20 protein-coding genes are annotated in these 22,379 nt (G+C 62.9%); 3 read left to right on the forward strand and 17 right to left on the reverse strand.

Translation table 11 applies throughout. The annotated features are described in order from the left end of the window. Positions 1 to 20: 20 nt before the first annotated feature. The 4 genes from ACJ2A4_RS04405 to alkB are packed head-to-tail and all read right to left on the reverse strand — an operon-like array spanning position 21 to position 3,770. On the reverse strand, positions 21 to 482 hold the full coding sequence (locus ACJ2A4_RS04405; RefSeq protein ID WP_408873764.1) for a hypothetical protein: 462 nt from the start codon (positions 480 to 482) through the stop codon (positions 21 to 23). Continuing rightward, a complete protein-coding gene (locus tag ACJ2A4_RS04410) occupies positions 479 to 1,681 on the reverse strand; it encodes a nicotinate phosphoribosyltransferase (protein ID WP_011253290.1) in 1,203 nt (400 codons plus the stop codon). The genes ACJ2A4_RS04405 and ACJ2A4_RS04410 overlap by 4 nt, the downstream gene beginning before the upstream one ends. After that, a complete protein-coding gene (locus tag ACJ2A4_RS04415; protein WP_408874098.1) occupies positions 1,678 to 3,069 on the reverse strand; it encodes a class II 3-deoxy-7-phosphoheptulonate synthase in 1,392 nt (463 codons plus the stop codon). Before ACJ2A4_RS04415 ends, ACJ2A4_RS04410 begins: the two co-directional genes overlap by 4 nt. Before the next feature lie 47 nt (positions 3,070 to 3,116). After that, on the reverse strand, positions 3,117 to 3,770 hold the full coding sequence (alkB, locus tag ACJ2A4_RS04420; protein WP_011253288.1) for a DNA oxidative demethylase AlkB: 654 nt from the start codon (positions 3,768 to 3,770) through the stop codon (positions 3,117 to 3,119). Between the two features lie 219 nt (positions 3,771 to 3,989). On the opposite strand from alkB, the gene ACJ2A4_RS04425 reads away from it, so the two are divergent. Further along, on the forward strand, positions 3,990 to 4,397 hold the full coding sequence (locus ACJ2A4_RS04425; RefSeq protein WP_408873765.1) for a hypothetical protein: 408 nt from the start codon (positions 3,990 to 3,992) through the stop codon (positions 4,395 to 4,397). A gap of 64 nt (positions 4,398 to 4,461) precedes the next feature. Continuing rightward, complete coding sequence (locus ACJ2A4_RS04430) at positions 4,462 to 5,286, forward strand: alpha/beta fold hydrolase (protein ID WP_408873766.1); 825 nt, start codon at positions 4,462 to 4,464, stop codon at positions 5,284 to 5,286. A gap of 6 nt (positions 5,287 to 5,292) precedes the next feature. Here the strand turns inward: ACJ2A4_RS04430 and ACJ2A4_RS04435 are convergent, their stop codons facing one another. The 3 genes from ACJ2A4_RS04435 to ACJ2A4_RS04445 form a co-directional block, all read right to left on the reverse strand. Beyond that, positions 5,293 to 7,332 (reverse strand): FUSC family protein, encoded by a 2,040-nt coding sequence (locus ACJ2A4_RS04435; RefSeq protein WP_408873767.1) that lies wholly within the window; start codon positions 7,330 to 7,332, stop codon positions 5,293 to 5,295. 79 nt (positions 7,333 to 7,411) lie between these two features. Continuing rightward, positions 7,412 to 8,806, reverse strand: coding sequence for a glutathione-disulfide reductase (gene gorA, locus ACJ2A4_RS04440; RefSeq protein ID WP_408873768.1), 1,395 nt, complete (start codon positions 8,804 to 8,806; stop codon positions 7,412 to 7,414). A 25-nt stretch (positions 8,807 to 8,831) separates the two neighbouring features. Next, complete coding sequence (locus ACJ2A4_RS04445) at positions 8,832 to 9,719, reverse strand: ferredoxin--NADP reductase (protein WP_408873769.1); 888 nt, start codon at positions 9,717 to 9,719, stop codon at positions 8,832 to 8,834. A 134-nt stretch (positions 9,720 to 9,853) separates the two neighbouring features. Here ACJ2A4_RS04445 and ACJ2A4_RS04450 point away from each other — a divergent pair, with 134 nt between their 5' ends. Next, positions 9,854 to 12,364 (forward strand): helicase-related protein, encoded by a 2,511-nt coding sequence (locus ACJ2A4_RS04450; protein ID WP_408873770.1) that lies wholly within the window; start codon positions 9,854 to 9,856, stop codon positions 12,362 to 12,364. A gap of 36 nt (positions 12,365 to 12,400) precedes the next feature. Here the strand turns inward: ACJ2A4_RS04450 and ACJ2A4_RS04455 are convergent, their stop codons facing one another. The 10 genes from ACJ2A4_RS04455 to ACJ2A4_RS04500 form a co-directional block, all read right to left on the reverse strand. Further along, on the reverse strand, positions 12,401 to 12,805 hold the full coding sequence (locus ACJ2A4_RS04455; RefSeq protein ID WP_408873771.1) for a helix-turn-helix domain-containing protein: 405 nt from the start codon (positions 12,803 to 12,805) through the stop codon (positions 12,401 to 12,403). Between the two features lie 438 nt (positions 12,806 to 13,243). Then, positions 13,244 to 13,984 (reverse strand): META domain-containing protein, encoded by a 741-nt coding sequence (locus ACJ2A4_RS04460; protein WP_408873772.1) that lies wholly within the window; start codon positions 13,982 to 13,984, stop codon positions 13,244 to 13,246. Between the two features lie 12 nt (positions 13,985 to 13,996). Next, positions 13,997 to 15,259 (reverse strand): serine--tRNA ligase, encoded by a 1,263-nt coding sequence (serS, locus tag ACJ2A4_RS04465; protein WP_408873773.1) that lies wholly within the window; start codon positions 15,257 to 15,259, stop codon positions 13,997 to 13,999. A 27-nt stretch (positions 15,260 to 15,286) separates the two neighbouring features. Continuing rightward, positions 15,287 to 16,072 carry a twin-arginine translocase subunit TatC gene (tatC, locus tag ACJ2A4_RS04470; protein ID WP_408873774.1) on the reverse strand — a complete coding sequence of 262 codons (786 nt, stop codon included), beginning with the start codon at positions 16,070 to 16,072 and terminating at the stop codon, positions 15,287 to 15,289. Then, the gene (locus ACJ2A4_RS04475; protein ID WP_408873775.1) at positions 16,069 to 16,671 is read right to left on the reverse strand and encodes a twin-arginine translocase TatA/TatE family subunit; all 603 of its coding nucleotides are present in this window, start codon (positions 16,669 to 16,671) and stop codon (positions 16,069 to 16,071) included. Before ACJ2A4_RS04475 ends, tatC begins: the two co-directional genes overlap by 4 nt. Before the next feature lie 9 nt (positions 16,672 to 16,680). Then, positions 16,681 to 17,271: an SMC-Scp complex subunit ScpB gene (gene scpB, locus ACJ2A4_RS04480; RefSeq protein ID WP_408873776.1), complete on the reverse strand. Its 591-nt coding sequence runs from the start codon at positions 17,269 to 17,271 to the stop codon at positions 16,681 to 16,683. Continuing rightward, the gene (locus tag ACJ2A4_RS04485) at positions 17,268 to 18,029 is read right to left on the reverse strand and encodes a segregation and condensation protein A (RefSeq protein WP_408873777.1); all 762 of its coding nucleotides are present in this window, start codon (positions 18,027 to 18,029) and stop codon (positions 17,268 to 17,270) included. Before ACJ2A4_RS04485 ends, scpB begins: the two co-directional genes overlap by 4 nt. Positions 18,030 to 18,039: 10 nt before the next feature. Beyond that, on the reverse strand, positions 18,040 to 19,161 hold the full coding sequence (locus ACJ2A4_RS04490) for an SPOR domain-containing protein (RefSeq protein ID WP_408873778.1): 1,122 nt from the start codon (positions 19,159 to 19,161) through the stop codon (positions 18,040 to 18,042). Further along, entirely contained in the window at positions 19,158 to 20,966 is a 1,809-nt protein-coding gene (gene argS, locus ACJ2A4_RS04495; protein ID WP_408873779.1) for an arginine--tRNA ligase, read from the reverse strand. Before argS ends, ACJ2A4_RS04490 begins: the two co-directional genes overlap by 4 nt. Positions 20,967 to 21,009: 43 nt before the next feature. Beyond that, positions 21,010 to 22,173, reverse strand: coding sequence for a deoxyguanosinetriphosphate triphosphohydrolase (locus ACJ2A4_RS04500; RefSeq protein ID WP_408873780.1), 1,164 nt, complete (start codon positions 22,171 to 22,173; stop codon positions 21,010 to 21,012). Between the last annotated feature and the right edge of the window lie 206 nt (positions 22,174 to 22,379).

Consider the following 22,379-nt stretch of genomic DNA (forward strand, 5'->3'; position numbering starts at 1 on the left):
CCCTTCCCTGCACCGGGTGTTCAGTGACGGATCACTTCGTGACGGTTTTCGTCGTCCTCGTCGTCATCATCCGGCGGACCGGCGATTTCCTCGTCATCGACAAGGCGACGCGGATCAATGGCGCGCCAGTCACGCTCCATCGGCGTGGCGGGCGTGGCCGCGAAGTCTTCAAGTTCCGTGGAGGACTTCCAGCCATCTTCGCCGGCATCCACGACTTCGGCGTTCTCACCAAAGGCGAACCAGTTTTCGAGCACTTCCTTGCTGCTCGCGCCCGGCGTGCGGCAGCGCTCGATGCTGTCGCGGACATAGGCACGGGCATAGGCGTTGGCGTGCATCAGGTCGATGAAGTCTTTCACGACCTCGACCGTGTCGTCCTCGTCTTCCGACGCGCCGGACAGGTCGATGATGCGGACGCTCCACGAACCCGGCTGTGTGCCGGTCTCGGGTGCGCCTTCGACAGGGTCAATCGTATCGTCGGTCATGATGTCTCCTGGCTGTCCCGGGCCTTCTGGAGCAGGAACTCGCGTCCGAGTTTGACGCGGGGCTGCCCGTCATAGGCCACGATGTCAGCCGTTGCATAGGTTTCGGACCAGCGGTCGGGAATGAAAGACCCGCTGCCGATCACGTCGATCGGGGCATGAGCGTCCCGCATCGTCGAGCATTTGGCGACGTTGAAGCCGGAGGATGCGACGATTTTCACATGGTGGAAACCGGCATGATCCAGAGCTTCGCGCATCCGCCAGATGGCTGCGGCCGACACACCCGTTCCCACCAGGTCGCGCAGTTCCTGATCGGAACGGTAGCGGCGGATGGTGCCGGGTGTATGACGCTCAAGCACACCATATGAGGTCTGGGGGTCCAGTCCTTCAAGGAAGCGACCGCCATGCGTATCGAGACGGACGCTCAGATGGCCCTTTGCAGCACGCTCGGGGAAGCGGCGGCAGACGGCAAGCGCGTCCGTGATTTCCTGCCCGAAGTAATCCACCAGAACCGTCAGCGGATCATGCGGATAGACCTCGTCATACATCTCCGCCGCGCGCAGCGTGGAGCCGGCATAGCCGATCAGGGCATGAGGCATCGTGCCCAGACCGGCATCGAGGCCGAAGAAACCGGCCGTGGCGTCATTGGCGTTGCCAATGAAGCCACGGGCCCCTTCTTTTTGCGCTGCGCGGGAGCCAACACCTGCGGCATAGGCCATCTGTTCCTGCATTTCGAAACCCGCGCAGTGCCGGGCATCCATGGCAAGAAACGGGATGGTCGGCAGGGCCATGGCCATCTGATAGGCGTTATGGGCGGCCACGCAGGTGGAGCCGATCCGCTGGAGCACCAGCGTTTCCAGCGGGGCCAGACGGATAAAGCTGCCCGTCAGGTACAGCAGCGGCTCGCCCGCGCCGACCCATTCGCCCTCGGCATACATTTCCCGGCAGTCCAGCGCGAAGCCCTGGGCCTTCGCCACGTTCTTCAGCCACTGGACAACCAGCCCGCAGGCCGCGATCACCGGGCGGCGGATGAACACCGCATAGGTGACGCGGGAATCCCCGAAATGCTCCACGATGTGCCGCGTTCGCCCGAAATAGGCATCCGTCCGCGCTTCGATGGTTTTCTCGTCCAGCGGACCGAGTGTTCCAAGCGCACGCCGGAGCGCGGCCTGAGGAGAATTCTGGGGATCGGAAGCGGTCATTCTTTCTTTCCTGCTCGTCCCGTCAATTCCTGAGCAAGAAGGAAGGCCATTTCAAGTGACTGTTCCGCATTAAGGCGCGGATCACAGAATGTTTCATAGCGGCCGCCCAGATCGGCCTCGGTCAGGCACTGCGCACCGCCGATGCATTCCGTGACGTCCTGCCCCGTCATTTCCAGATGGATGCCGCCCGGACGGCGGCCAATGGCCTCGAACACGTCGAAGAAGCCGAGAACCTCGCCCAGGATGTTGTCGAAGGAGCGGGTCTTGATCTTGCTGGCCGTGGTCGTGGTGTTGCCGTGCATGGGATCGCACAGCCAGGTCACGGTGCGGCCGGTGCGGTTCACGGCATCAAGCAGCGGCGGCAGATGATCGCGGACCTTGTCCTTGCCCATGCGCGAAATCAGCGTAATGCGGCCGGCCTCGTCCTTCGGGTTCAGGATTTCGAGCAGCTTTTCGAGGTCAGCGACTGTGGTTGTCGGGCCGACCTTGATGCCGATCGGATTCTGCACACCGCGCAGGAATTCGACATGCGCACCGTCCGGCTGGCGGGTACGGTCACCAATCCACAGGAAATGGGCCGAGCAGTCGTAGTAGTCGCCGCTCGTGCTGTCCACGCGGGTCAGGGCCTGCTCATAAGGCAGCAGCAGGGCTTCGTGGGACGTGTAGAACTCCGTCTCGTCGATCTGCGAAGCCGAACCGTCAAAACCGCAGGCGCGCAGGAACGAGAGCGTCTCGTCAATGCGATGAGCCAGATCCTGATAACGGGCGGCCAGCGGGGAGCGCTCGACGAATCCGAGGTTCCAGCGATGGACCTGATGCAGATTCGCATAACCGCCATGCGCAAAGGCGCGCAGCAGGTTCATCACGCCGGCGGACTGGAAATATCCGGTTTCCATGCGGGCGGGATCGGGGATACGGGCCTCGGGCGTGAACTCGGGACCGTTGATGATGTCACCACGGTAGCAAGGCAGCGTCACGCCATCGATCGTCTCGGTATTGGACGAGCGCGGCTTGGCGTACTGGCCGGCCATACGGCCGATCTTCACGACCGGCACCTTGGCGGCAAAGGTCAGGACCACGGCCATCTGGAGCAGAACGCGGAACGTGTCACGCACGATATCGGCGGTGAATTCGTCGAAGCTCTCGGCACAGGCGCCGCCCTGCAGGACGAAGGCTTCTCCGCGCGATGCGGCGGCCAGGCGCGTCTTGAGACGGCGGGCTTCACCCGCAAAAACCAGCGGGGGGTATCGATGCAGACGAGCTTCGACAGCAGCAAGCGCCGCTTCATCCGCATAGGATGGAGCCTGGATGATGGGACGGGAACGCCAGCTTGCAGGAGACCAGGACATCGTGTTGGTGGACGTCGGGGTCTGGCTCGAGGGGTGCATCAAATGCCCTCCGGATGAGTGTGAATGCAGAAGTTGCGGGGCGCTGATTATGGCCGAAAAAGCGCGGCGTTGATAGCGCGAAACGTCAGATTGTATCGCATGGCACCTGTCTGCTGATGGAATGTTTCGCGGATGGGCGAAACCCCATGCCACGCAAAGCGCGATACCCCACCCCACACCACCACATCGCCATCGAGCAGTTCGATGATGCGTTTCGGGTCAGTCCGGCGCAAACCACCGAACGAAAAACGGGCGGGTACGCCAAGGGAAACCGACACGACCGGGGCCTCTGGCATCCCCTCGTCCCTGTCCTGATGCAGGCCCATTTTCGCTCCGGGCCCGTAGCGGTTGATGAGGCAGGACGCAGGGTCAAAGCTCGCATACCCCGCTTCGGCTGCCGCGCGGACGGCAAGGTGACGAAGTGCGTCTGGCATGGCAGGCCAGGGCTGGCCACTCTGCGGATCGGTTCGGGAATAGCGGTAGCCGGACGGATCGGCGATCCATCCACAGGCCCCGCAGGATGTCATCGCAGCCGACATCGGGCCCATCCGGGTGCGGAAATGGCGGAAAGGCGCCTGTGCAGAGACCTCCACAATGGCCTGATGGAGCGCTGGTGCTTCGGACAGGGCAAAGCCGGGCAGCCATACGGCCCCCTCGGCCAGGACGGTTCGCGGACGGATGGACGTCAGAAGATCATCCATCAGTCACCGCCCCGAACCGGAAAAACCCGTACTGATATCGTCATGTCTTCTGATATGGGGCGGCTCTGAAACGGTTCCAGAGGAAAAGAAGTCTTGAACACGGGGGAAAGCGGGCCGATTATAGACTGATATGCCGCCTTGCCGGGGATGTCAGAGCCTGACGTCGCGTTTCCTCCGGAAGGCAGCCTTGTTGTCATGATCGGCCAAGGACCGGATCACATGTTGTCCTCTTCCCGTTTCTTCTGCCACGCCCTGCTGGCGACCGCTCTGCTGGGAGGGGCGGCACAGGCCCAGACCGCATCCTTCGGTCAGCCCTACGCGGCTGGTACGACGCTTCCGACGCAGCCAGGTCAGAGCGATGCCCAGTCCCAGACCACGACTGGCGGTGAGCATTTCCGTGCCCGCGGCCATCGCAAGCCGCCGCCGGGTTATTCCGACACGCCGTCCACCGATTTCGAGCATGGCCCCGATCCGGACCACGAAGCCGGTGTGGAGCGCGATTCCGTGACGGGTGCGAACATCTCCAAATTCGGATCGTCCTATCAGGGCAGCAACAACACGCAGTCCGGACAGCTCGGCGATGCATCGGGCAATGGCTGGACCGCACCGCGCGGAAACGGCTGGTAAGACGCAACCAAAGTCGCGGCAACAAGTTCTGGTCCTCAGGTAAACGCCTTCGAGGATCAGAACCATGCCGTATATCACCGCTACTGATGGAACGAGCCTTCACGTCAAGGACATGGGGGCCGGAAAGCCCGTCGTCCTGATCCATGGATGGCCCCTCACCGGGGACATGTGGGAAAAGCAGACGCTGGCACTGGTCGAGGCGGGTTACCGCGTCATCACCTATGACCGCCGCGGGTTTGGCCAGTCCGGCCATCCGATCAACTGCTACGATTACGACACGCTGGCCGATGATCTGGCGGCCATTCTCGAACAGCTTGATCTGTGGGATGCAACGCTGGTCGGCTTCTCCATGGGTGGCGGTGAAATTGCCCGCTATCTGAGCCGTCATGGCCGGTCGCGTATTTCCAAGACGGTGCTGCTGTCGTCGGTCGTCCCCTTCCTGCTCAAGACAGCCGACAATCCCAAGGGCGTCGATATTTCCATCTTTGACGGGATCAAGCAGAAGATCCGTCAGGACCGCTTCGGCTTCCTGAAGGACTTTATTCCCGATTTCTACGGCGTCAGCATGATCCATCACCCCGTCAGTCAGGGTGTGCTGGACTGGACGTTTGTTCTGGCCTGCATGGCAAGCCCGATGGCGACGCTGGACTGTGTGGATGCCTGGGGCACGACGGATTTCCGCCCGGACTTGCAGGCCTTTACCGTTCCGACGCTGGTGATCCACGGCACGGGCGATTCTGCCGTCCCCGCCGATATTGCGGGCCAGAAAGCCGCGGCAGCCATTCCGGGTTCCACCTGGATTTCCTATGAAGGCGCGCCGCACGGGCTGTTCATGACCCATGCCGAGCGGGTGAACGAAGACCTGCTGCGGTTCCTCGCTACACCCTGAGGCGCATCAGAACGCGCCCTTGAGAAAGGCCCTGCTGACCGGCATTTCGGTGCGCACGATCAGCAGGGACCCGATCGCCAGAACCAGATCATGACGAATGGACGGGTCCTGTGACTGGCGCTCCAGAGCGTAGAGTTCGTCTAGTGTGGGGTCGATCGTGGCGGAGGTGTGCGTCAGGGGCAGCTTGCGACGCAGCAGATTCCGCACCATCCCGTCAACCGCCGCAACCGCCGTGTCCGGCAGGCTCCCATGCTGGGCGAGCTTGCGCAGCATCAGCACGTTTCGCCCAACGGTCAGAACCGAGAGCGTGCCGCGCAGCATCGCTTCCGCCCGCTCGCTGGAGAGCGAACCGGCAAATCGCACGGCACGCTCCATGCTCTGCGTGCCTTCGTTGATCCAGACATATTCGTCCATGACCACGCCCGGCAACGCCAGTCGGCGCAGGCTGCGCTTGAGCTGGTAACGCAGAACCTCGCCGGCACGTGCTGGCGTAAATGGCAGGACGGCGCGGAAGATGATCACACCGGCGCCAAGCCCCAGCAGCAGGGCGATCGTGGTGTTGAACCAGCCGATCTCGTTGATGCGTCCCTGGTTGTCCATGCCGAGCAGGAACGGAAAGAACGTGCCGTAAGACGCGGCCATAACGGCTGTGGACGGATTGCGGGACGCCAGGCCGCCCAGCATCATGAAGAACCCGGCGACCAGACAGAAGAACGGATAATTTGCTGTTACCGGCATGACGATGAAGACAGGGATGACGCTCGCCACGGCAGCCCAGACAGCGCCGTAAAAGAACGCGGCACTCAGCAGGACGGTGTTCTCGAAAGTCGCGAAACGCGCGCAGACCACGGCGATGAACGTCAGGAACACGCTGCCTTGTGGCCAGGCCGTGACCTCCCAGACATAGGCCCCGAACAGCAGGGCCGCGGTCGTGCGCACGCCGTTGCGCATGGAGGCGCGCCAGTCGGGATTGCGGGTCAGGCGATGGCGTTCGGAGACCGGTGCGCCATCCACGCTGGCGCGATAGGAGCGCAGCGTTTCGCACAGATCCGACAGCATGACTTCCACGCCGGTCAGGATGATCCCCTCATTCAGGGAGTCTTCGTCGTCACGCGGCAGGATGGTCTGCATCCGGCCCCGGCACTCGGCCAGAAGGGCCTCGGCCTGAACCAGTGCCGCGATGCCGCGACGGTCAGTCACCAGACGCTCCGGCATTCCGTCCAAAGCACTGGCCATGTCTTCAAGGAAAGGCCGCAGGGCTTCGGGTTGATGCGTTACGGCCGTCATACGCGTGCGCAGGCCCAGTCCGCGCGACAGGACGCGCGCGACCAGACCGAGCGTGACATAGGCGTGCTCGACCTCGTTGCCTTCGCTGCGGATCTCGATGCGGCTGAATTCGATCTGGTCGCTGGAGGCCTGAAGCGAGCCCAGAAGAGTCGAAAGGTCGTCCGTCGCTCCCCTTTTCTGACGCAGAACATCCGTCAGGGCTGGAATGGCACGGGTCAGGATGGCCTGAAGGCGCTTGCGCAGTTCCTCACGCGCACGGCCCGCGACGTTCGGCAGGGCAATCATGCCCATGGCCGTTTCGCAGATCACGCCAAGAAAAATATAGGTGCCACGCGCCATCGCCACGTTGAAGACGTGATCAGGCTCCTTGACCGCACCCAGCGCGATAATGGTGCAGGTATAGCCCGCCAGCACGAGAGCATAGCCGCGGAAATTGTGCGTCAGGGTCGCAAGGCCAGCGCACAGCCCGACCCAGAGGGCAAGTGCCGGCAGAAACAGCCAGGGATATTGCGGAAACGCCGCCATGAGCGCGATGGCGGCCACCATGCCGACAACCGTTCCGACCAGACGCCAGCGCCCTTTGGAAATACTTTCGCCACGGGAGTTCTGGGCGACGATCCAGACGGTCATGGCGGCCCATTGGGGTTCACCGAGCTCCATCCACAGCGCAATCGCCAGTGCCAGAAGGGCTGCGATCGTGGTGCGGAGGGCAAACATGACGGAGGTAATCGACGGGGCAAACAGCCAGCCAAACTTCATGCCCGGTATTGCCCTTCAGAAAATATGTGGCGGCCCGCCTGCGGAGCCTCCGTAAGACCGTTACGCGCCGCCATAGGGTTCAGCCTGCTTTTCGGGGAACGTGACGTGTGAGGCTCCGCATGGTCACGAACTCTTCCGCACTGGTGGGGTGCAGGCCGATCGTGCGATCGAAATCCCGCTTGGTCAGCTTTGCCGTGATCGCAATGGCGAGGCCCTGAATGATCTCGGGCGCATCGGGACCAATCATGTGCGCACCGAGCACAACCTTGCTCTTTGCATCCACAACCAGCTTCATCAGGGTCTTGCCCTTGCGGCCCGAAAGCGTCTGGCGCATCGGCGTGAAGCTGGATGTGTAGATGTCCAGATCATGGCTCTGGGCAGCCTCTTCTTCGCTCAGGCCGACCGTGGCGAGCGGCTGGGAGAAGAACACGGCCTTGGGCGTCGTGGCGAACGACCAGTCGCGACCGGTTTCGCCGAACAGACGCTCGGCCAGAAGATGCCCTTCGGCAATGGCCGTGGGGGTAAGATTGTAGGTGTCCGTCACATCACCGATGGCGTAGATGCCCGGAACATTGGTGCTGGCATCTTCCGCCGTTGCGGGAATACGGCCGCTCCATGTCGCGACACCAGCGTTCTCGAGTTTGAGCGGTGCCAGATTGGGGTGACGGCCCGTCGCCATGAACACGCAGTCCGTCTCAATGACATCACCGCCTTCAAGATGCAGACAATAACCGTCCGCAACCTTCTCAATCCGCTCCGGGGAACGGCCGGGATGCGCCTTGATGCCGTTCAGTGGCAGCAGTTCGGACAGATGGGCGCGCATTTCATGATCGAAGCCGCGCAGGGGAAGCTGCTGGCGGAAAACCAGATCGACCTTCGAACCGAGCCCCGCGAAAATCCCGGCAAATTCGATACCGATATAGCCGCTGCCGATCACGGCGACGCGCTCGGGGCGGTCAGCCAGATGGAAGGCATCATCCGAAACGATCGCATGTTCGGCGCCGGGAATGTTCAGGCGCGTAGGCGTGGAGCCGGTGGCGATGACGATGTTCTTCGCCCGGACACGCTGGACAGACGCATCCAGCGCCAGTTCGGACGGGCCAATCTCAACCGTATGGGCGTCCACGAAGCTGGCATCGCCCGTAAACAGCGTCACCCCTGCCTTTTCCAGCATCGAGACATAGATGCGGTTCAGGCGCTCGATCTCGCGGTCCTTGGCGCTGACCAGCGTGGACCAGTCATGCGCAACCGGTTTGACGTCCCAGCCATAGGACGGGGCATCGGCGATCTCGCGGCCATATTCGGCCGCATAGACCATCAGTTTCTTGGGCACGCAACCGAGATTGACGCAGGTTCCGCCCCAGTGTCGGCGCTCCGCAATCGCGACGCGCGCTCCGTTCTGGGCGGCAATGCGCGCACAGCGCACGCCGCCCGAACCGGCACCAATAACGAACAGATCAAAATCCTGCATCATCCCGGCCTTTCGTGCCTTTGAGACCTCAGCGCTCGGCAAAGGCCTTTTCAACGACATACGAACCCTGATGGCTCATATTGCCTTCCACGAAACCCATACGCTCGAGAAGGGCTTCGGTGTCGGCCAGCATTGCCGGCGAACCGCAGATCATGACGCGGTCATGCTCGGGATCGAGCTTGTCGATGCCCAGATCCTCGAAGATCTTGCCCGTCTCGATCAGCTTGGTGATGCGATCGGTCACGGCATAGTCTTCGCGGGTCACGGCCGGGTAGTAGCGCAGCTTGTCCTTGACGAACTCGCCCAGGAACTCGTGCTCCGGCAGTTCGTGGCGGATGTGGTTCTCGTAGGCCAGCTCCCCCGAGATGCGGACGGTGTGGCTGAGGATCACGTTCTCATAACGCTCGTAAGCCTCGGGATCCTTGATGAGGCTCATGAACGGCGCCAGACCCGTGCCCGTGGACAGGAAATACAGGTTGCGGCCCGGCTTGAGGTTGTCGAGCAGCAGCGTGCCAACCGGCTTGCGGCCGATCAGAACCGTATCGCCAACCTTCACATGGCGCAGACGCGAGGTCAGCGGGCCATCGGGAACCGCGATGGAGAGGAACTCCATGTGGTCTTCATAGTTGGCGGACGCGATCGAATAGGCGCGCAGAAGCGGCTTGCCTTCGACTTCGATGCCGATCATCGCGAACTGGCCGTTCTCGAAACGCAGGCCGGGATCACGCGTTGTGGTGAAGCTGAACAGGCGGTCCGTCCAGTGATGGACCGTCAGCACCTTCGCCGGATACAGATGGGCGTATTCCTTGCTCGGTTCGGCAAGGCGGTACTGCTTCGGATGGCCTTCAAACGGCACCAGGCCGGTCAGGGGCTCGTCAATGGTCGGAGTCGGGGCGGCAAAAGTCGGGGTGGACATGTCTGGTTCTGTCTCCGGTTCGGAACGGATAACAGGTCACGGACCTGATAATGGTCGGGTCTTTTAGCCCAATCGTTGCCGCTCGGGAAACCCATGCGCGTTGAAGCGCATGCCGGAATGACGCACAAGACTTTATGACAGACGACTCCATGCCGGACGCCACTCTTTCCGACTCTTTTTCCCCGGCCGAACGCGCCCTTCAGCGGGCCGAGGCCGAATTCGGGACCCCGCTCGACATTACGCCGCGCGAGCGCCCTGCCCTGCTGCGTCAGGTTGCGCGCAGGCTTGAAGGGCCGGAAGCGACCCTTTCCCATGATGGACTGATCGAGGCGCTGTGCGTCGTGCGTCGCAAGACCTGGGCCTCCCAGCTCATGAATGTGTGCCGCAGGGCCGGCGAGGTCTGGGTCGGAAAGCCGGATACGCAGGAAGCCGCGGCCCGCATCCATGATCCGCGTGCCGACATGCCAGCCCTGCGCCGGACGCTCGACGATGTCCTGATGGCGCGCTGGCAGGAAATGGGCGACTCCCCGCGTGCCGTGCTGGAAGATATCCGCGCTGATCTCGCGGATACCGGCGTGATCCTGTCGAGCGGCCAGCTTGAAAAACTGTCCCAGAGCATCGCGGCAGCCTTCGGCAGCGTCGATCTCGGCTTCGAAGACGATCTGCGGATTGCGGAAGAACGCCGTGCCCGCGAACAGGCCGATATTCAGGCCCGTGCAGAAGAACGCAGGGCGCGTGAGCTTGAGCGTCTGCGCCAGTGGGAAGAAGGGCTGGTCAGCTTCGACGAGCTGCCGAATGTCCTGCACTGTTCGCGTCGCGAAGCCCTGCGCTGGATCGCCGAAAACCGGATTCCCATTGCCCGACGCGAAACCCGTCCGGACGGGATCGAGCTGTTCTTCTTCGACCCGTCGGAACTCAAGCGGCTCCGGACCTTCCTGCCGCAATGGCGCAGCGGAACCAAGGACCGGCCGGAAGTTCTGGATCTGGGCAACAAGGCGGGCAATGCCGCCATTGCCCGCGTCGCCGCGCTGGACCGGTTTGCCGGCCATTTCCGCACGGCGCGTGCCCTGAAACGCCGCATCACGCTGGTGACGGGTCCGACGAACTCCGGAAAGTCCTATACGGCGCTCAATGCGCTGGCGAATGCCGAGAGCGGTCTGGCGCTGGCGCCCCTGCGTCTTCTGGCCCACGAATTCCGCGAGTCCCTGCTCTCACGCGGCGTTCCGGCATCGCTGTCCACGGGTGAAGAGCGGATCGAAATGCCGGGCGCGCGCCATCTGGCGGCGACGGTCGAGATGTGCCCGTTCCACAATCCGGTGGATGTAGCGATCATTGATGAAGCGCAGATGCTGGCCGATCCGGACCGGGGCGCTGCCTGGACGGCTGCCATCATGGGTGTCCCGGCCCGGCATGTCTTCATCCTCGGCGCGCCGGACTGCATCCCGCTGGTCAAGCGTATTGCCGAGCTCTGCGACGACCCGGTGGACGAGATCCATCTCGAACGCAAAAGCCCGCTCAAGGCGGGTGAGACGCTGCATCTCGATGAGCTGAAACCCAGCGATGCCGTCATTGCCTTCTCCCGCCGCGAAGTGCTGGATCTGCGGGCCGAGCTTATGGCGCGCGGGCGTCGGGTTGCCGTGGTTTATGGTGCTTTGAGCCCGGAAGTCCGTCGTGCGGAAGCCGCCCGCTTCAATAGTGGCGAGGCCGATATCCTGATCGCAACGGACGCGATCGGCATGGGGCTGAACCTCTCCATCCGGCGTGTCGTGTTCAGCGCGCTGCGCAAGTTCGACGGTCGCCAGACGCGCGATCTGGTCTCGCAGGAAGTCAAGCAGATCGGCGGCCGCGCGGGACGTTACGGCAAGCATGAGAGCGGGCTGGTCTGCGTGCTGGCTGGCGCTGGCAGCCCGAGTTTTGTCAGAAAAATGCTCAGCGCCCCGCCCGAAGAAATCAAGGAACTGCGCCCCCTCGTGCAACCGGATTCGGATATTGTCCGGGCTGTGGCCGAAGAGATCGACAGCGACAGTCTCTACGGTGTCCTGACCCGCATCAAACACGCCGTGCTGCGGGCGGATGATCCGAATTACCGTCTGGCCGATATGGAGCAGGCGCTGGAAATTGCGGCTGCTCTCGAAGGCGTGGAAAACCTCGATCTTTCGACACGCTGGACCTACGCCATGTGCCCGATTGACGAGCGGGATAATGGCATCCAGCGGCTTGTTCAATGGGCGGCTGATCATGCGGCCGGACGCTCTGTGCCGCCGCCGGGTACGGGGCGTCTGCCGCATCCGGAACAGGCGGGGCGCGAGGAGCTGGAGCGGGCTGAGAAGCGGCACAAGCGGCTGGTAGCCTGGCGGTGGCTGGCCCTGCGCTTCCCGGATTCCTATCCGGCGCGTCAGGACGCGGAAATCAACACGTCCATTCTCAATGACTGGATTGAACAGGTCCTGCGGACGCAGAGCCGGATGCGTGAGAGCCAGAAACAGCAGCGCATCGGCGGTCGTCCTGGAGGCCGTCCCGGTCGCGGCGGGCCGGACAGATCGGCAGGCAGATCATCTTTTTCGGGACCAAAAAAAACCGGAGGCAAGACCTACCCTGCAAAGGGCGGAAAGCGTCCGGGGAGCAATCGTCGGCGTCCGTCCTGACGGAGTTCCGGGCCTGATAAAAGACAGGCCCGGATTTCAGGCGCTTTTGGGCTGATCGGGTGTTTTTGCTTCGTCGGCCTTGTGACGGACACGCCGTTCGATCCACTTCTGGGCCTGAAGCTTGATGAGCGGATCGAGCTGCCTGTAGAGCGTGAGCATCGTGTTTTCGTCAGGCGTGAGCGTTTCCTGAATGGCCTTGTAAGCCATCCCGGTGAGCAGGACTTCGGGCTCGACACCCAGCACCTGCGCCAGGCTTCCCAGATGCTTGCCGACATGGCCCGAGCGACCCGTCTCCCAGAACGCCACGGCCGAGCGCGAAATCCCGACCTTCTCGGCCAGTTGCTGCTGGCTCAGCCCTGCCATTTCCCGCAGAAGCCGGATGCGGCGCCCGAGCTCAAGCCCCGGGGAAAGTTGCGCGGGGGGAATGGCATTTCTGGTCAATCTGGCCTCCGTCTCTCTGATCCATGCCATGAACGCCACTTCGGAAACATGCGTCGGCGCAAGTGACTGGCCCTCTCTTCTGAAACCAACCCTGCCTGCCCCCAGGGTAATGATTTCCCTTACTTCACCGGAATTCTCTCCCGCGACTGGCGGGGAAGTCCATTTTTGTCCCAGCCCGAGCCGGATCGTCGTTTTCATCAGTAAGCCTCCGGCCTGCTAACAGTGGCGCGCCACGCCATGCAACAAAACTCTCTGCCGGTCAGAGTTCTCCCTTCTGGAGCGGGAGAGGTCCTGTCTGATCACTCTATTTAAAAGATAGCGATAGCCGGATCGTTTTAGTCCTGTTTGCCATTTCAGGGAAAGAGGGATGATACCCCCCGCCCCTTTGAAAAAAGACGTGCAAAACTAAAAGTTTTTTAGAAATTGGCTCTGATGTGACTACTGGGCGTCCTGCGGCACGAGCACCATTGTGCCAGATGACGCACCTGCGTGCAGCACGAGATGGTTTTCGCCGTCACGTGACCATGATGTCACGGTGGGAAGAAATGCGCCGATCTGCCGTTCCTGTGCCATGAGGGCCGGCAGGCATGCCTTGCGGGTCATGGCGAAGGGTAGGAAGCGAAGCGTCTGCCCTTCCAGCCTGAAATGTCCCATCAGGCGGTTGCAGCCATCCGTCCCGTAAACGGTTCCGTCCTGTTGCAGCGTCAGGCCTGGCGCATCCGCCGTGCTGTCGAAACGCAGGTCGCCGACAGTCTGGATCCGCCATGCGCCGTAAGGTGCACTGACGGGGGTACCTGCGACATGTCGGAGCAGGAGCTGGGGATGATCGAGAGGCATGCCGCCATCCGGGGTCGCAAAGATCCGACGACCCTCGACCGTAATTTCCGCATTCAGCACGTAATGGCCGCCCGGCGGCAGCACCGGATAGGTCAGCGTATAGGGAATCGGAACACCACGATGAATGTCTTCGCGCTGTTCGGCCATGACCAGTGGGGCACCATGCGTCGCGCCCGTATCCTCAATCCAGACACTGAGCACAGCACCCGGTGGGAGGGCCATGCGTTCACGGTACATGGCCTGACCGTGAAGTGTCTGCATGCTGTCCGCCTCGGCGGGGCATGAAGCGAGAACGGAGCCTGCGGCCAGCAGGGCCAGGGCGAAACGGCGGATCGTGATCATGCCTTGCATTCCTCAGCCGATGCGGTTCAGCCCGCCCATGTAAGGACGCAGAACCTCGGGGATATCGATGCTGCCGTCTTCGTTCTGATATGTTTCCATAACAGCGATCATCGTCCGACCGACAGCGAGACCGGAACCATTGAGTGTGTTGACGAAGGCCGGTCCATTCTCGGCACGATAGCGCGCATTCATGCGGCGTGCCTGAAAATCGCGCGTATTCGAGCATGAAGAAATTTCGCGCCAGGCCTTCTGCCCCGGAAGCCAGGCTTCTAGATCGAACGTCTTCGCCGCACCGAAGCCCGTATCACCCGCGCAAAGCAGCATCCGGCGGAAGGTGATGCCCAGACGCTCCAGAACCGTTTCGGCAGCCTGCGTCATGCGCTCGTGCTCGGCTTCGCTATCCTCGGGCTTTACGACGGAGACCAGTTCGCACTTCGTGAACTGGTGCTGACGCAGCATACCGCGGACGTCGCGCCCGGCCGAACCGGCTTCGGAGCGGAAACACTGGGACAGCGCGGTCATGCGGATCGGCAGGGCGTCGGCCGGGAGAATGTCACCCATGACGGAGGCCGTCAGCGGGACTTCGGCAGTCGGAATCAGCCAGCGGCCATCTTCGGTCCGGAACGAGTCCTCGGCAAACTTGGGGAGCTTGTCCGTGCCGTACATGGCGTCATCGTTGACCAGAAGCGGCACGCTGGTTTCGCTGTAGCCGAACTCGGTCGTGTGGGTGTCGAGCATGAACTGGCCCAGCGCACGTTCCAGACGGGCAAGCGCGCCACGCAGGACGACGAAGCGTGTGCCGGACAGCTTGGCGGCGGTCGGGAAGTCCATCAGACCCAGAGCTTCACCGAGTTCAAAATGCTGCTTTGCCTCGAAAGCAAATGCGCGCTTTTCGCCGCGGACATGGACGACGACGTTTTCGTCTTCGCTCTTTCCGTCCGGCACGGAGGCATTGAGGCGGTTAGGCAGGGATTTCAGCACATCGTCGATGCGGGTCTGGATCGTGTTGGCACGCTCTTCCAGACCCGCAATCTGGTCACGCAGGGCCACGGCCTTCGCTTCGATCTCGGCGGTATCGAGCTTCTGGCGCTTGAGCAGACCGATTTCCTTGGCCAGTGCCTTACGTGCGCCCTGTGCTTCCTGAAGAGCGGCGAGTGCAGCGCGGCGTTCTTCGTCGTCACTGACAAGCTGCTGTCCCACGGGTGACAGGCCCCGACGTGCGAGAGCAGCGTCAAAAGCGGCCGGGTCGGCGCGCAGGGCTTTCAGGTCATGCATGGTTCAGGGCTCCGGCAGGTCTGGTCATCAGTCTTCATCAGCGGCCATGGGTTTCGGTTCGACGAACCGGGCCGTGAGGATGGATACCTCGTACAGGGCGACGAGGGGAATGGCGAGGCTCAGCATCGTAATCGCATCGGGAGGGGCGATTACGGCGGCCACGGCGAAGGACGCAACAACGGCATAGCGGCGGAAACGCTTGAGCTGCGCCACGCTCAGCAGGCCGACGCGCACAAGCAGGGTCAGCACGACGGGCAGCTCAAAACAGACTCCGAAGGCCAGGATCATTTTCGTGACCAGCGTCAGATATTCCGAGACCTTGGCCTGAAGCTCAATCTGCATGCCACCATTGGTGCTCTGCGGCGTCTGGAACGACAGGAAGAACTGCCATGCGTACGGAAAGACCACGTAATAGGCGAGTGCTGCGCCGATCAGGAACATGATCGGGGTGGCGATCAGGAACGGGGCAAAAGCACGTTTCTCGCTGCGATACAGGCCGGGCGCGATGAAGATCCAGGCCTGGATAGCGATCATGGGAAAGGACAGGCAGGTCGCCCCGAAAACGGCCACGCGGATATAGGTGAAGAAGGCCTCATACAGCGCGGTATAGATCAGGTGCGGCTGCTCGCCGTTCTTGCGCATGATGTTGCCGAGCGGGGCCGCAAGGAACCGGTAGATCTCGCCCGAATGATGATAGCAGATGGCAAACGCGATCACGAAGGTCACGATGGACCAGATCAGCCGCTTGCGCAGCTCCACGAGGTGCTCGAGGAGCGGCATCGGCGTGTTGTTGATGCTGTCGGTATCGGTCATTCGCCGTCCTTTCCGCTCGCAATAGGAACGCGCCGGCCGGCATGGATGGCACGGACAGGCGGCAGGATGTCAGGCGCCCGCCAGCGGGAGCGCTCATGCAGAAGCCGTCTTGCCGTGCTGGGCGGCAGAATGGACGGAGCGTCCACGACATCGTCGTTGGGCTGGGGTTCCGGTTCGACAGGCAGATCCACGGCCGGCTCGAACTGCGGACGAGCATTGTAGGGCACCGTTTCCAGATTGGTCAGGGGCGGCGGAGGAAGCGGTGGCGCGGGAGGTACTTTTGGAAGATCGGCAGCGAACGCTTTTGCGGGCGTGTCGAGTTCCAGACTGCGGCGGATGGAATTGTCGCCGTCGATGGCCTTCGTGACACGGTCGCGCAGATTGAAATTTTTCAGATCCCGGAACTGGTCGCGCGCTTCGGAAAGGTCGGCTTCACGGACCATCTCGTCCACATGGGACTGGAATTCAGCCGCCATGCGCCGCATCGCCTTCAGCCCGTTCGACAGGGTGCGGATGGCAACCGGCAGGTCCTTTGGGCGGATGAAGACCATCGCCACCATCACGAACAGCGCGATTTCCGAGAAGCTGAAGTCAAACATGCGTCATTCCTAGCCTGTCTGCTCCGTTCCGCCTACGGCAGATGCATTGTCTTCTGCTTCCGTGGGGGCGCGATCCAGCAGGAAATCCTCCCTGCGCGGCAACCCTCCGAGATCTGGCAGGCCGAAACTTTCCAGAAAATTCGCCGTGGTGCCCCACAGAACCGGACGTCCGGGGACTTCCTTGCGGCCCTTGGGGGCGATCAGGCTGTCTTCCAGCAAGGCGTCAAGAATGGCCTGCCCGAGCGAAACACCACGGATCGCTTCGATTTCCGCACGGGTGCAGGGCTGGTGATAGGCGATGATGGCCAGCGTCTCCATCGCGCCACGGCTGAGACGGCGAGGCTTTTCCACGACCTTCGTCAGGGCGGACGCGAATTCCGGCCGGGTGCGGAACTGCCAGCCGCCTGCGACCATCACCATTTCGACCGCGTGATCAGCATAGCGCGTCTGCACGGCTGCAAGCGCCTCATCAACGGCAACAGGGACCGCCTGCGCTTTCAGAAGTTCGGCGATGGCGCTGGGTTTGACGGGTTCGGGGCTGGCAAAAACCAGTGCCTCCACAAGAAGGCAGGCGTGGTCGAGCGCGGATGGATCCGTCATGATGCCGCAGCCCGCCACTCGATCTCCCCGAATGCTTCAGGCTGGCGTAGTTCGAGCGCCCCGCCCTTCGCCATTTCGAGCCCCGCAAGCAGCGTTCCCGCCAGAGCAGCATTGCGACCATAAGGCCCCTCTTCGCCATCCAGCTCTTCAGGATCAGGCAGCAGGGAGGTCAGGGTGTGCCAGCCGACGACCCTGTCTGTCCCGAGCAGGCGTTTGAGGCGGGACAGCGCATCCTGCACGCTCCAGTAGCGACGGGCACGGGGGGCATAGATGCGTCTGCGGCCCGTGCGGCGACGTGCGGAAAGATAGGCCGTGATCAGCGCGGGCATATCCACGCGCAGGCCGGAGCGGTCGATTTCGGTATGGTCTTCCCCTTCCCCGCGCCGGAACACGTCGATGCCCAGGCGGGGCTGTTCGGCCAGCCATCGGGCGGCGGCGCGCATCCGTTCCAGTTCGATCAGGCGTTCCTGAAGCAGTTCGATCGCGTCTTCGGCGTCCGGGTCTTCATTCTCGGCGGGCAGGAGCAGTTTGGATTTCAGCCAGGCGAGCCAGGCAGCCATGACCAGCCAGTCCGCCGCCAGTTCCAGCCGCAGGCTCCGCGCTTCCGCACGAGCCTTGTCCACGACGGCCAGATACTGCTCCACCAGTTGCAGGATGGAGATTTTCGCCAGATCCACCTTCTGCCTGCGGGCCAGATCGAGGAGCAGATCCAGCGGCCCCTCGAACCCGTCAAGCGTCAGATGAAGTGTCTCGCTCAAACGCCAGCTCTCAGAACTGGGCCGGCGTACAGGCGACGGACTGCGCGTGCAGCTTCACACAGTAAGCGCGCGCAGATTTGAGATCTGCAAAGCCGCCGATCCGCAGACGCACGAAGGTATGGTCACCATGTGTGGTCTTCTCAAACAGCGGCGTATGACCTGCGAACAGGGCCGGCGCCTGACGGCGCAGGCTGTCCCATTCCTTGCGGGCTGCGGCTTCGCTGTCGAGCGCGCCGAGCTGGACTTCATGTGTTCCCCCGGATGTTTCCGCCTTCTCCGCAGCCGGAGCGGCGGCTTTCGGCGGTCCAACATTCTCAGGCTCCGGAACCGGCGCGGGCAGCGGCTTCTCGGCCGGTCGCGCGGCATGATGGACAGGCGCCTCTTCCTTCTTCGGCGCTTCCTTGGGCGGTGCAGCCTTCGGGGCCTCGGCAGGGGCGGCGGTCTGATCCTGCGGCTTTTCCGGAACCGTAGCAGGCAGAGCGGTGCCCGGAGACATCTGTCCCGTATCCGCAGGCGCGGCTGCTTCCGGTGGGATCGCAGGCGTCTGGGCTGCCGGCGCGTTATCCGGTGCTGCTCCGTCTGCCTTGGGGGCGTCGGTCTTGGAAGTTTCCGGCGCAGGCGTTCCGGGCGGGACGCCATACTGACGGGCAAGCGCCTTCGTATCCGGCTGCTCCGGACCCGGGGCGAGATGTGCCTCACCGTTGCCGGTCATGTCGGTGTCGCCGTCATCGCCGCCCATGATCTGCATCCCGCCCGGATCGGCCGGACGGTCCTTCACGGGGCCAGGCGGCGGACCAATGATGGGAATACCGCCGTGATGGCTGCCCATGAGGGACCAGCCGCCAACTGCCAGCAGAAGCACGACGCCGATACCGACCGCGCCACCAACCAGCTTGCGCGTGGCGGGATCATTGCCCAGCACGGACGTCAGACGCCCTGCCCCGGACGCACCGCCGGCGGCAGCCGGGCGGCGACGCGGCGGGGGTTCGTCGTCATAATCGTTGCTCAGGCGCTCGCGATCGAAACGCGCCTGCGGACGCGCTCCCGGAACCGGACCCGCAGGCTGTTTCGGGGTACGGGCGTAATCGCCCGGATCGGGGCGGTTGCGATCCTGATCGTTTTCCGGGGTCATCGCATTTCCTCTACCGGCACGACGCCGAGAATGGTGAGGGCACAGCGCAGCGTTCCCGCGATGGCCGAAACCAGCGCCAGCTTGGCGAGGCTGGTGGCGCGGTCGTTCTCATGCAGGAAGCGCAGGGTGGTGTCTTCGCGGCCCCGGTTCCACAGGGCATGGAAGTCGGACGCCAGATCAATGCAATAGGTCGCGATCCGGTGCGGCTCACGGGCCGTGGCGGCAGCTTCGACACTGCGCGGGAACGCGGCCAGACGGCGCAGGACGGCCAGTTCCACGTCCGAAGACAGGTTGGACAGATCGGCGCTGCACAGGGGTTCCGGTGTTACGGCGTCCGCGCCGAACATCGTCTCGGCCGAACGCAGGACCGAGCGGCAGCGGGCATGGGCGTACTGGACGTAGAATACCGGATTGTCGCGCGTCTGGGCGACGACAGCGTCCAGATCGAACTCCATCTGCGCGTCGGCCTTGCGGGTCAGCATCGTGAAGCGCACGGCGTCCCGGCCCACTTCGTCCAGCAGATCGCGCAGGGTGACGAACGTGCCGGCGCGCTTGGACATACGGACGGGCTCGCCGTTCTTTACGACGCGGACGATCTGGCACATCACGACTTCAAAGCCGGTCTTGCCATCCGTCAGAGCGGAAATCGCGGCGCGCATGCGAGAGACGTAGCCGCCATGATCGGCACCAAGAACGTCGATCAGGACGTCGGCATTCTCGGCCTTCTGTGCGTGATAGCCGATGTCGTTCGCGAAATAGGTGTTGGTGCCATCGGACTTGCGGAGCGCGCGGTCCTGATCGTCTCCGAACTCGGTGGAGCGGAAAAGCGTCTGCGGGCGGGTTTCCCAGTCTTCCGGCATCTTGCCCTTGGGCGGCTCGAGCACGCCTTCATAAAGCAGGCCCTTGCTGTCGAGCTTTGCGATCGCGGCATCCACGCGACCACTGGCCAGCGTTTCGGCTTCGCTGGCGAAGACTTCGTGCGAAATGCCCAGCGCTTCCAGATCTTCGCGGATGGCCGCCATCATCTGCGTCAGGGCTTCACGACGGACCGTCTCGAACCAGACGGACGGATCGGCGGGGCCACCCTCTGCATTGGCGAGTGTGCGGCCGTGCTTGTCAGCGATGCTCTGGGCGACAGGGATCAGGTACTCGCCCTGATATTGCAGGCCGTTCGGAGTGAGCGGGCTGAAATCGTCGGCGGAAATCTCCGTGCCGATGACCTGAAGATAGCGCCAGTATGTGGCCCAGGTCAGCGCGACGACCTGTGTTCCGGCATCGTTGATATAGTATTCGCGCGTGACGGTGTTGCCAGCTGCTTCGAGCAGATTGGCCAGCGCATCACCGACCACGGCACCGCGGCAATGGCCGACATGCATCGGGCCGGTCGGGTTGGCGGAGACGTATTCCACGTTCACGCGCGTCCCCTGCCCCATCGTGGAACGGCCATAGCGGTCACCAGCCTTGAGGATCGAGACGGCAACGCCCTGCAGGACTTCAGGCTTGAGCGTCAGGTTCACGAAGCCCGGGCCTGCGGCTTCGGCCTTGGCGACTTCCGGCAGAACGGAGAGCTTCTCGACCAGTTCGGCAGCGATTTCGGCGGGTTTGCGGCGCGCGGGCTTGGCGGCGAGCATGGCGGCGTTCGTCGCCATGTCACCGTGAGACGGGTCGCGCGTAGGGGTCAGATCGACGCGCTGCACCACCTCTTCCGGCAGGCCGGGGACGACTGATCGCAGAGCGTCGCACACCTGAACCCGGGTGCGGGCAAAGAGACAGTCAGTCGTAAGGGTCGTGGTGTCAGCGGCCATTTCAGCTCGATTCCTGTAACGCGTCGTCAGATCAGAGGCTCTATCAGCCCAGCACGGAGAGGTCCGTCAACCGTCGATGTTCTTCCATCGCGAAACGATCGGTCATTCCGGCAATATAATCGGCCACCAGACGCCTGCGCTGCACGTCATCGGCGGCTTTGGCACGCCCGCGCAGCGGATCGGGCAGAAGGCCGGGATCTTCGGAGAGAATGTCGAAGATTTCCCGCACTGCGATCTTGGCTTTCCGCGCCATGCGGTTGACGCGCCAGTGCCGGTACATGCGGGCATAGAGGAACTTGCGGATGGCCTTGTTGGCCTCACGCATTTCCGGACTGAACGCCACGACCGGGTATCCGGCATGACGGATGTCATCAGCCGATTGCGGGTTGAGCGCTTCGAGGTTCCGGCGCGTCTGGTTCGTCAGGTCGGTGGCGAGCTGGTTGATGACGACGCGGATGGTTTCGTGACGCACGCGCTGGGCCTGATCGGACGCTTCGCGCCCGATCTGACGCTCCATCTCGCGGGAGCGGCGCAGGGCTTCGCCAACCAGCGGCAGGCCTTCGATATCCTCGAAGGACAGCAGCCCGGCGCGCAGACCGTCATCGAGATCATGGCCGTGATAGGCGATATCATCCGACATGGCGGCGACCTGCGCTTCGGCCGAGGCATGGCTTTGCAGGTCCAGATGGTGCTTGGCGTCGTATTCCACGAAATAGGGCGTCGGACGTTTGACCGGGCCGTTATGCTTGGCCAGCCCTTCCAGCGCTTCCCAGGTCAGGTTCAGCCCGTCGAAGGCATGGTAACGGGCTTCAAGCGCGGTCACGAGACGCAGGGACTGGGTGTTGTGGTCAAAACCGCCCCAGTCCTTCATGGCAAGCGCAAGTGCGTCCTCACCAGCATGCCCGAACGGAGTGTGACCGAGGTCATGGGCGAGCGAGACGGTTTCCGTCAGGTCCTCGTTCAAGTCCAGACTACGGGCAATGGACCGGGCAATCTGCGCAACTTCGAGCGAATGCGTCAGACGCGTGCGGAAGAAATCGCCTTCGTGGTTGATGAAGACCTGCGTCTTGTATTGCAGAGTACGAAACCCGGCGGAATGGAGCACGCGGTCACGGTCCCGCTGCCAGGGGGAGCGGACGGGACTTTCCACTTCGGGATAGAGCCGTCCCCGGGAGCCGGAGTCCTGTACCGCGTAGATCGCTACCATCAAGACATGTCCTGTGTGTGAGCCGTCTGGCTGTAACCCCTGCCCCGAAGCCTCATGGCCGGTAGAGCGCCGTTTCCGGCCGGATCACGGTTTCATTCTACGCCAGCCCGGCGCGCGTGCAACCACACGGCCTTTGCCCTTAACACCGCTCTGACCATATAATCAGGACCGCAGCCGTCTTGCTGGGTCCAGCAGGGTCCAGCCGC

It is taken from the genome of Gluconobacter roseus, from assembly GCF_046058915.1.
Lineage (GTDB): Bacteria > Pseudomonadota > Alphaproteobacteria > Acetobacterales > Acetobacteraceae > Gluconobacter > Gluconobacter roseus_A.

What these genes read in the sequence shown, in the direction of transcription:
- ACJ2A4_RS04405 (WP_408873764.1), bottom strand. Translation starts at nt 482, where the DNA reads ATGACCGACGATACGATTGACCCTGTCGAAGGCGCACCCGAGACCGGC.
- ACJ2A4_RS04410 (WP_011253290.1), bottom strand. Translation starts at nt 1,681, where the DNA reads ATGACCGCTTCCGATCCCCAGAATTCTCCTCAGGCCGCGCTCCGGCGT.
- ACJ2A4_RS04415 (WP_408874098.1), bottom strand. Translation starts at nt 3,069, where the DNA reads ATGCACCCCTCGAGCCAGACCCCGACGTCCACCAACACGATGTCCTGG.
- alkB (WP_011253288.1), bottom strand. Translation starts at nt 3,770, where the DNA reads ATGGATGATCTTCTGACGTCCATCCGTCCGCGAACCGTCCTGGCCGAG.
- ACJ2A4_RS04425 (WP_408873765.1), top strand. Translation starts at nt 3,990, where the DNA reads ATGTTGTCCTCTTCCCGTTTCTTCTGCCACGCCCTGCTGGCGACCGCT.
- ACJ2A4_RS04430 (WP_408873766.1), top strand. Translation starts at nt 4,462, where the DNA reads ATGCCGTATATCACCGCTACTGATGGAACGAGCCTTCACGTCAAGGAC.
- ACJ2A4_RS04435 (WP_408873767.1), bottom strand. Translation starts at nt 7,332, where the DNA reads ATGAAGTTTGGCTGGCTGTTTGCCCCGTCGATTACCTCCGTCATGTTT.
- gorA (WP_408873768.1), bottom strand. Translation starts at nt 8,806, where the DNA reads ATGATGCAGGATTTTGATCTGTTCGTTATTGGTGCCGGTTCGGGCGGC.
- ACJ2A4_RS04445 (WP_408873769.1), bottom strand. Translation starts at nt 9,719, where the DNA reads ATGTCCACCCCGACTTTTGCCGCCCCGACTCCGACCATTGACGAGCCC.
- ACJ2A4_RS04450 (WP_408873770.1), top strand. Translation starts at nt 9,854, where the DNA reads ATGACAGACGACTCCATGCCGGACGCCACTCTTTCCGACTCTTTTTCC.
- ACJ2A4_RS04460 (WP_408873772.1), bottom strand. Translation starts at nt 13,984, where the DNA reads ATGATCACGATCCGCCGTTTCGCCCTGGCCCTGCTGGCCGCAGGCTCC.
- serS (WP_408873773.1), bottom strand. Translation starts at nt 15,259, where the DNA reads ATGCATGACCTGAAAGCCCTGCGCGCCGACCCGGCCGCTTTTGACGCT.
- tatC (WP_408873774.1), bottom strand. Translation starts at nt 16,072, where the DNA reads ATGACCGATACCGACAGCATCAACAACACGCCGATGCCGCTCCTCGAG.
- ACJ2A4_RS04475 (WP_408873775.1), bottom strand. Translation starts at nt 16,671, where the DNA reads ATGTTTGACTTCAGCTTCTCGGAAATCGCGCTGTTCGTGATGGTGGCG.
- scpB (WP_408873776.1), bottom strand. Translation starts at nt 17,271, where the DNA reads ATGACGGATCCATCCGCGCTCGACCACGCCTGCCTTCTTGTGGAGGCA.
- ACJ2A4_RS04490 (WP_408873778.1), bottom strand. Translation starts at nt 19,161, where the DNA reads ATGACCCCGGAAAACGATCAGGATCGCAACCGCCCCGATCCGGGCGAT.
- argS (WP_408873779.1), bottom strand. Translation starts at nt 20,966, where the DNA reads ATGGCCGCTGACACCACGACCCTTACGACTGACTGTCTCTTTGCCCGC.
- ACJ2A4_RS04500 (WP_408873780.1), bottom strand. Translation starts at nt 22,173, where the DNA reads ATGGTAGCGATCTACGCGGTACAGGACTCCGGCTCCCGGGGACGGCTC.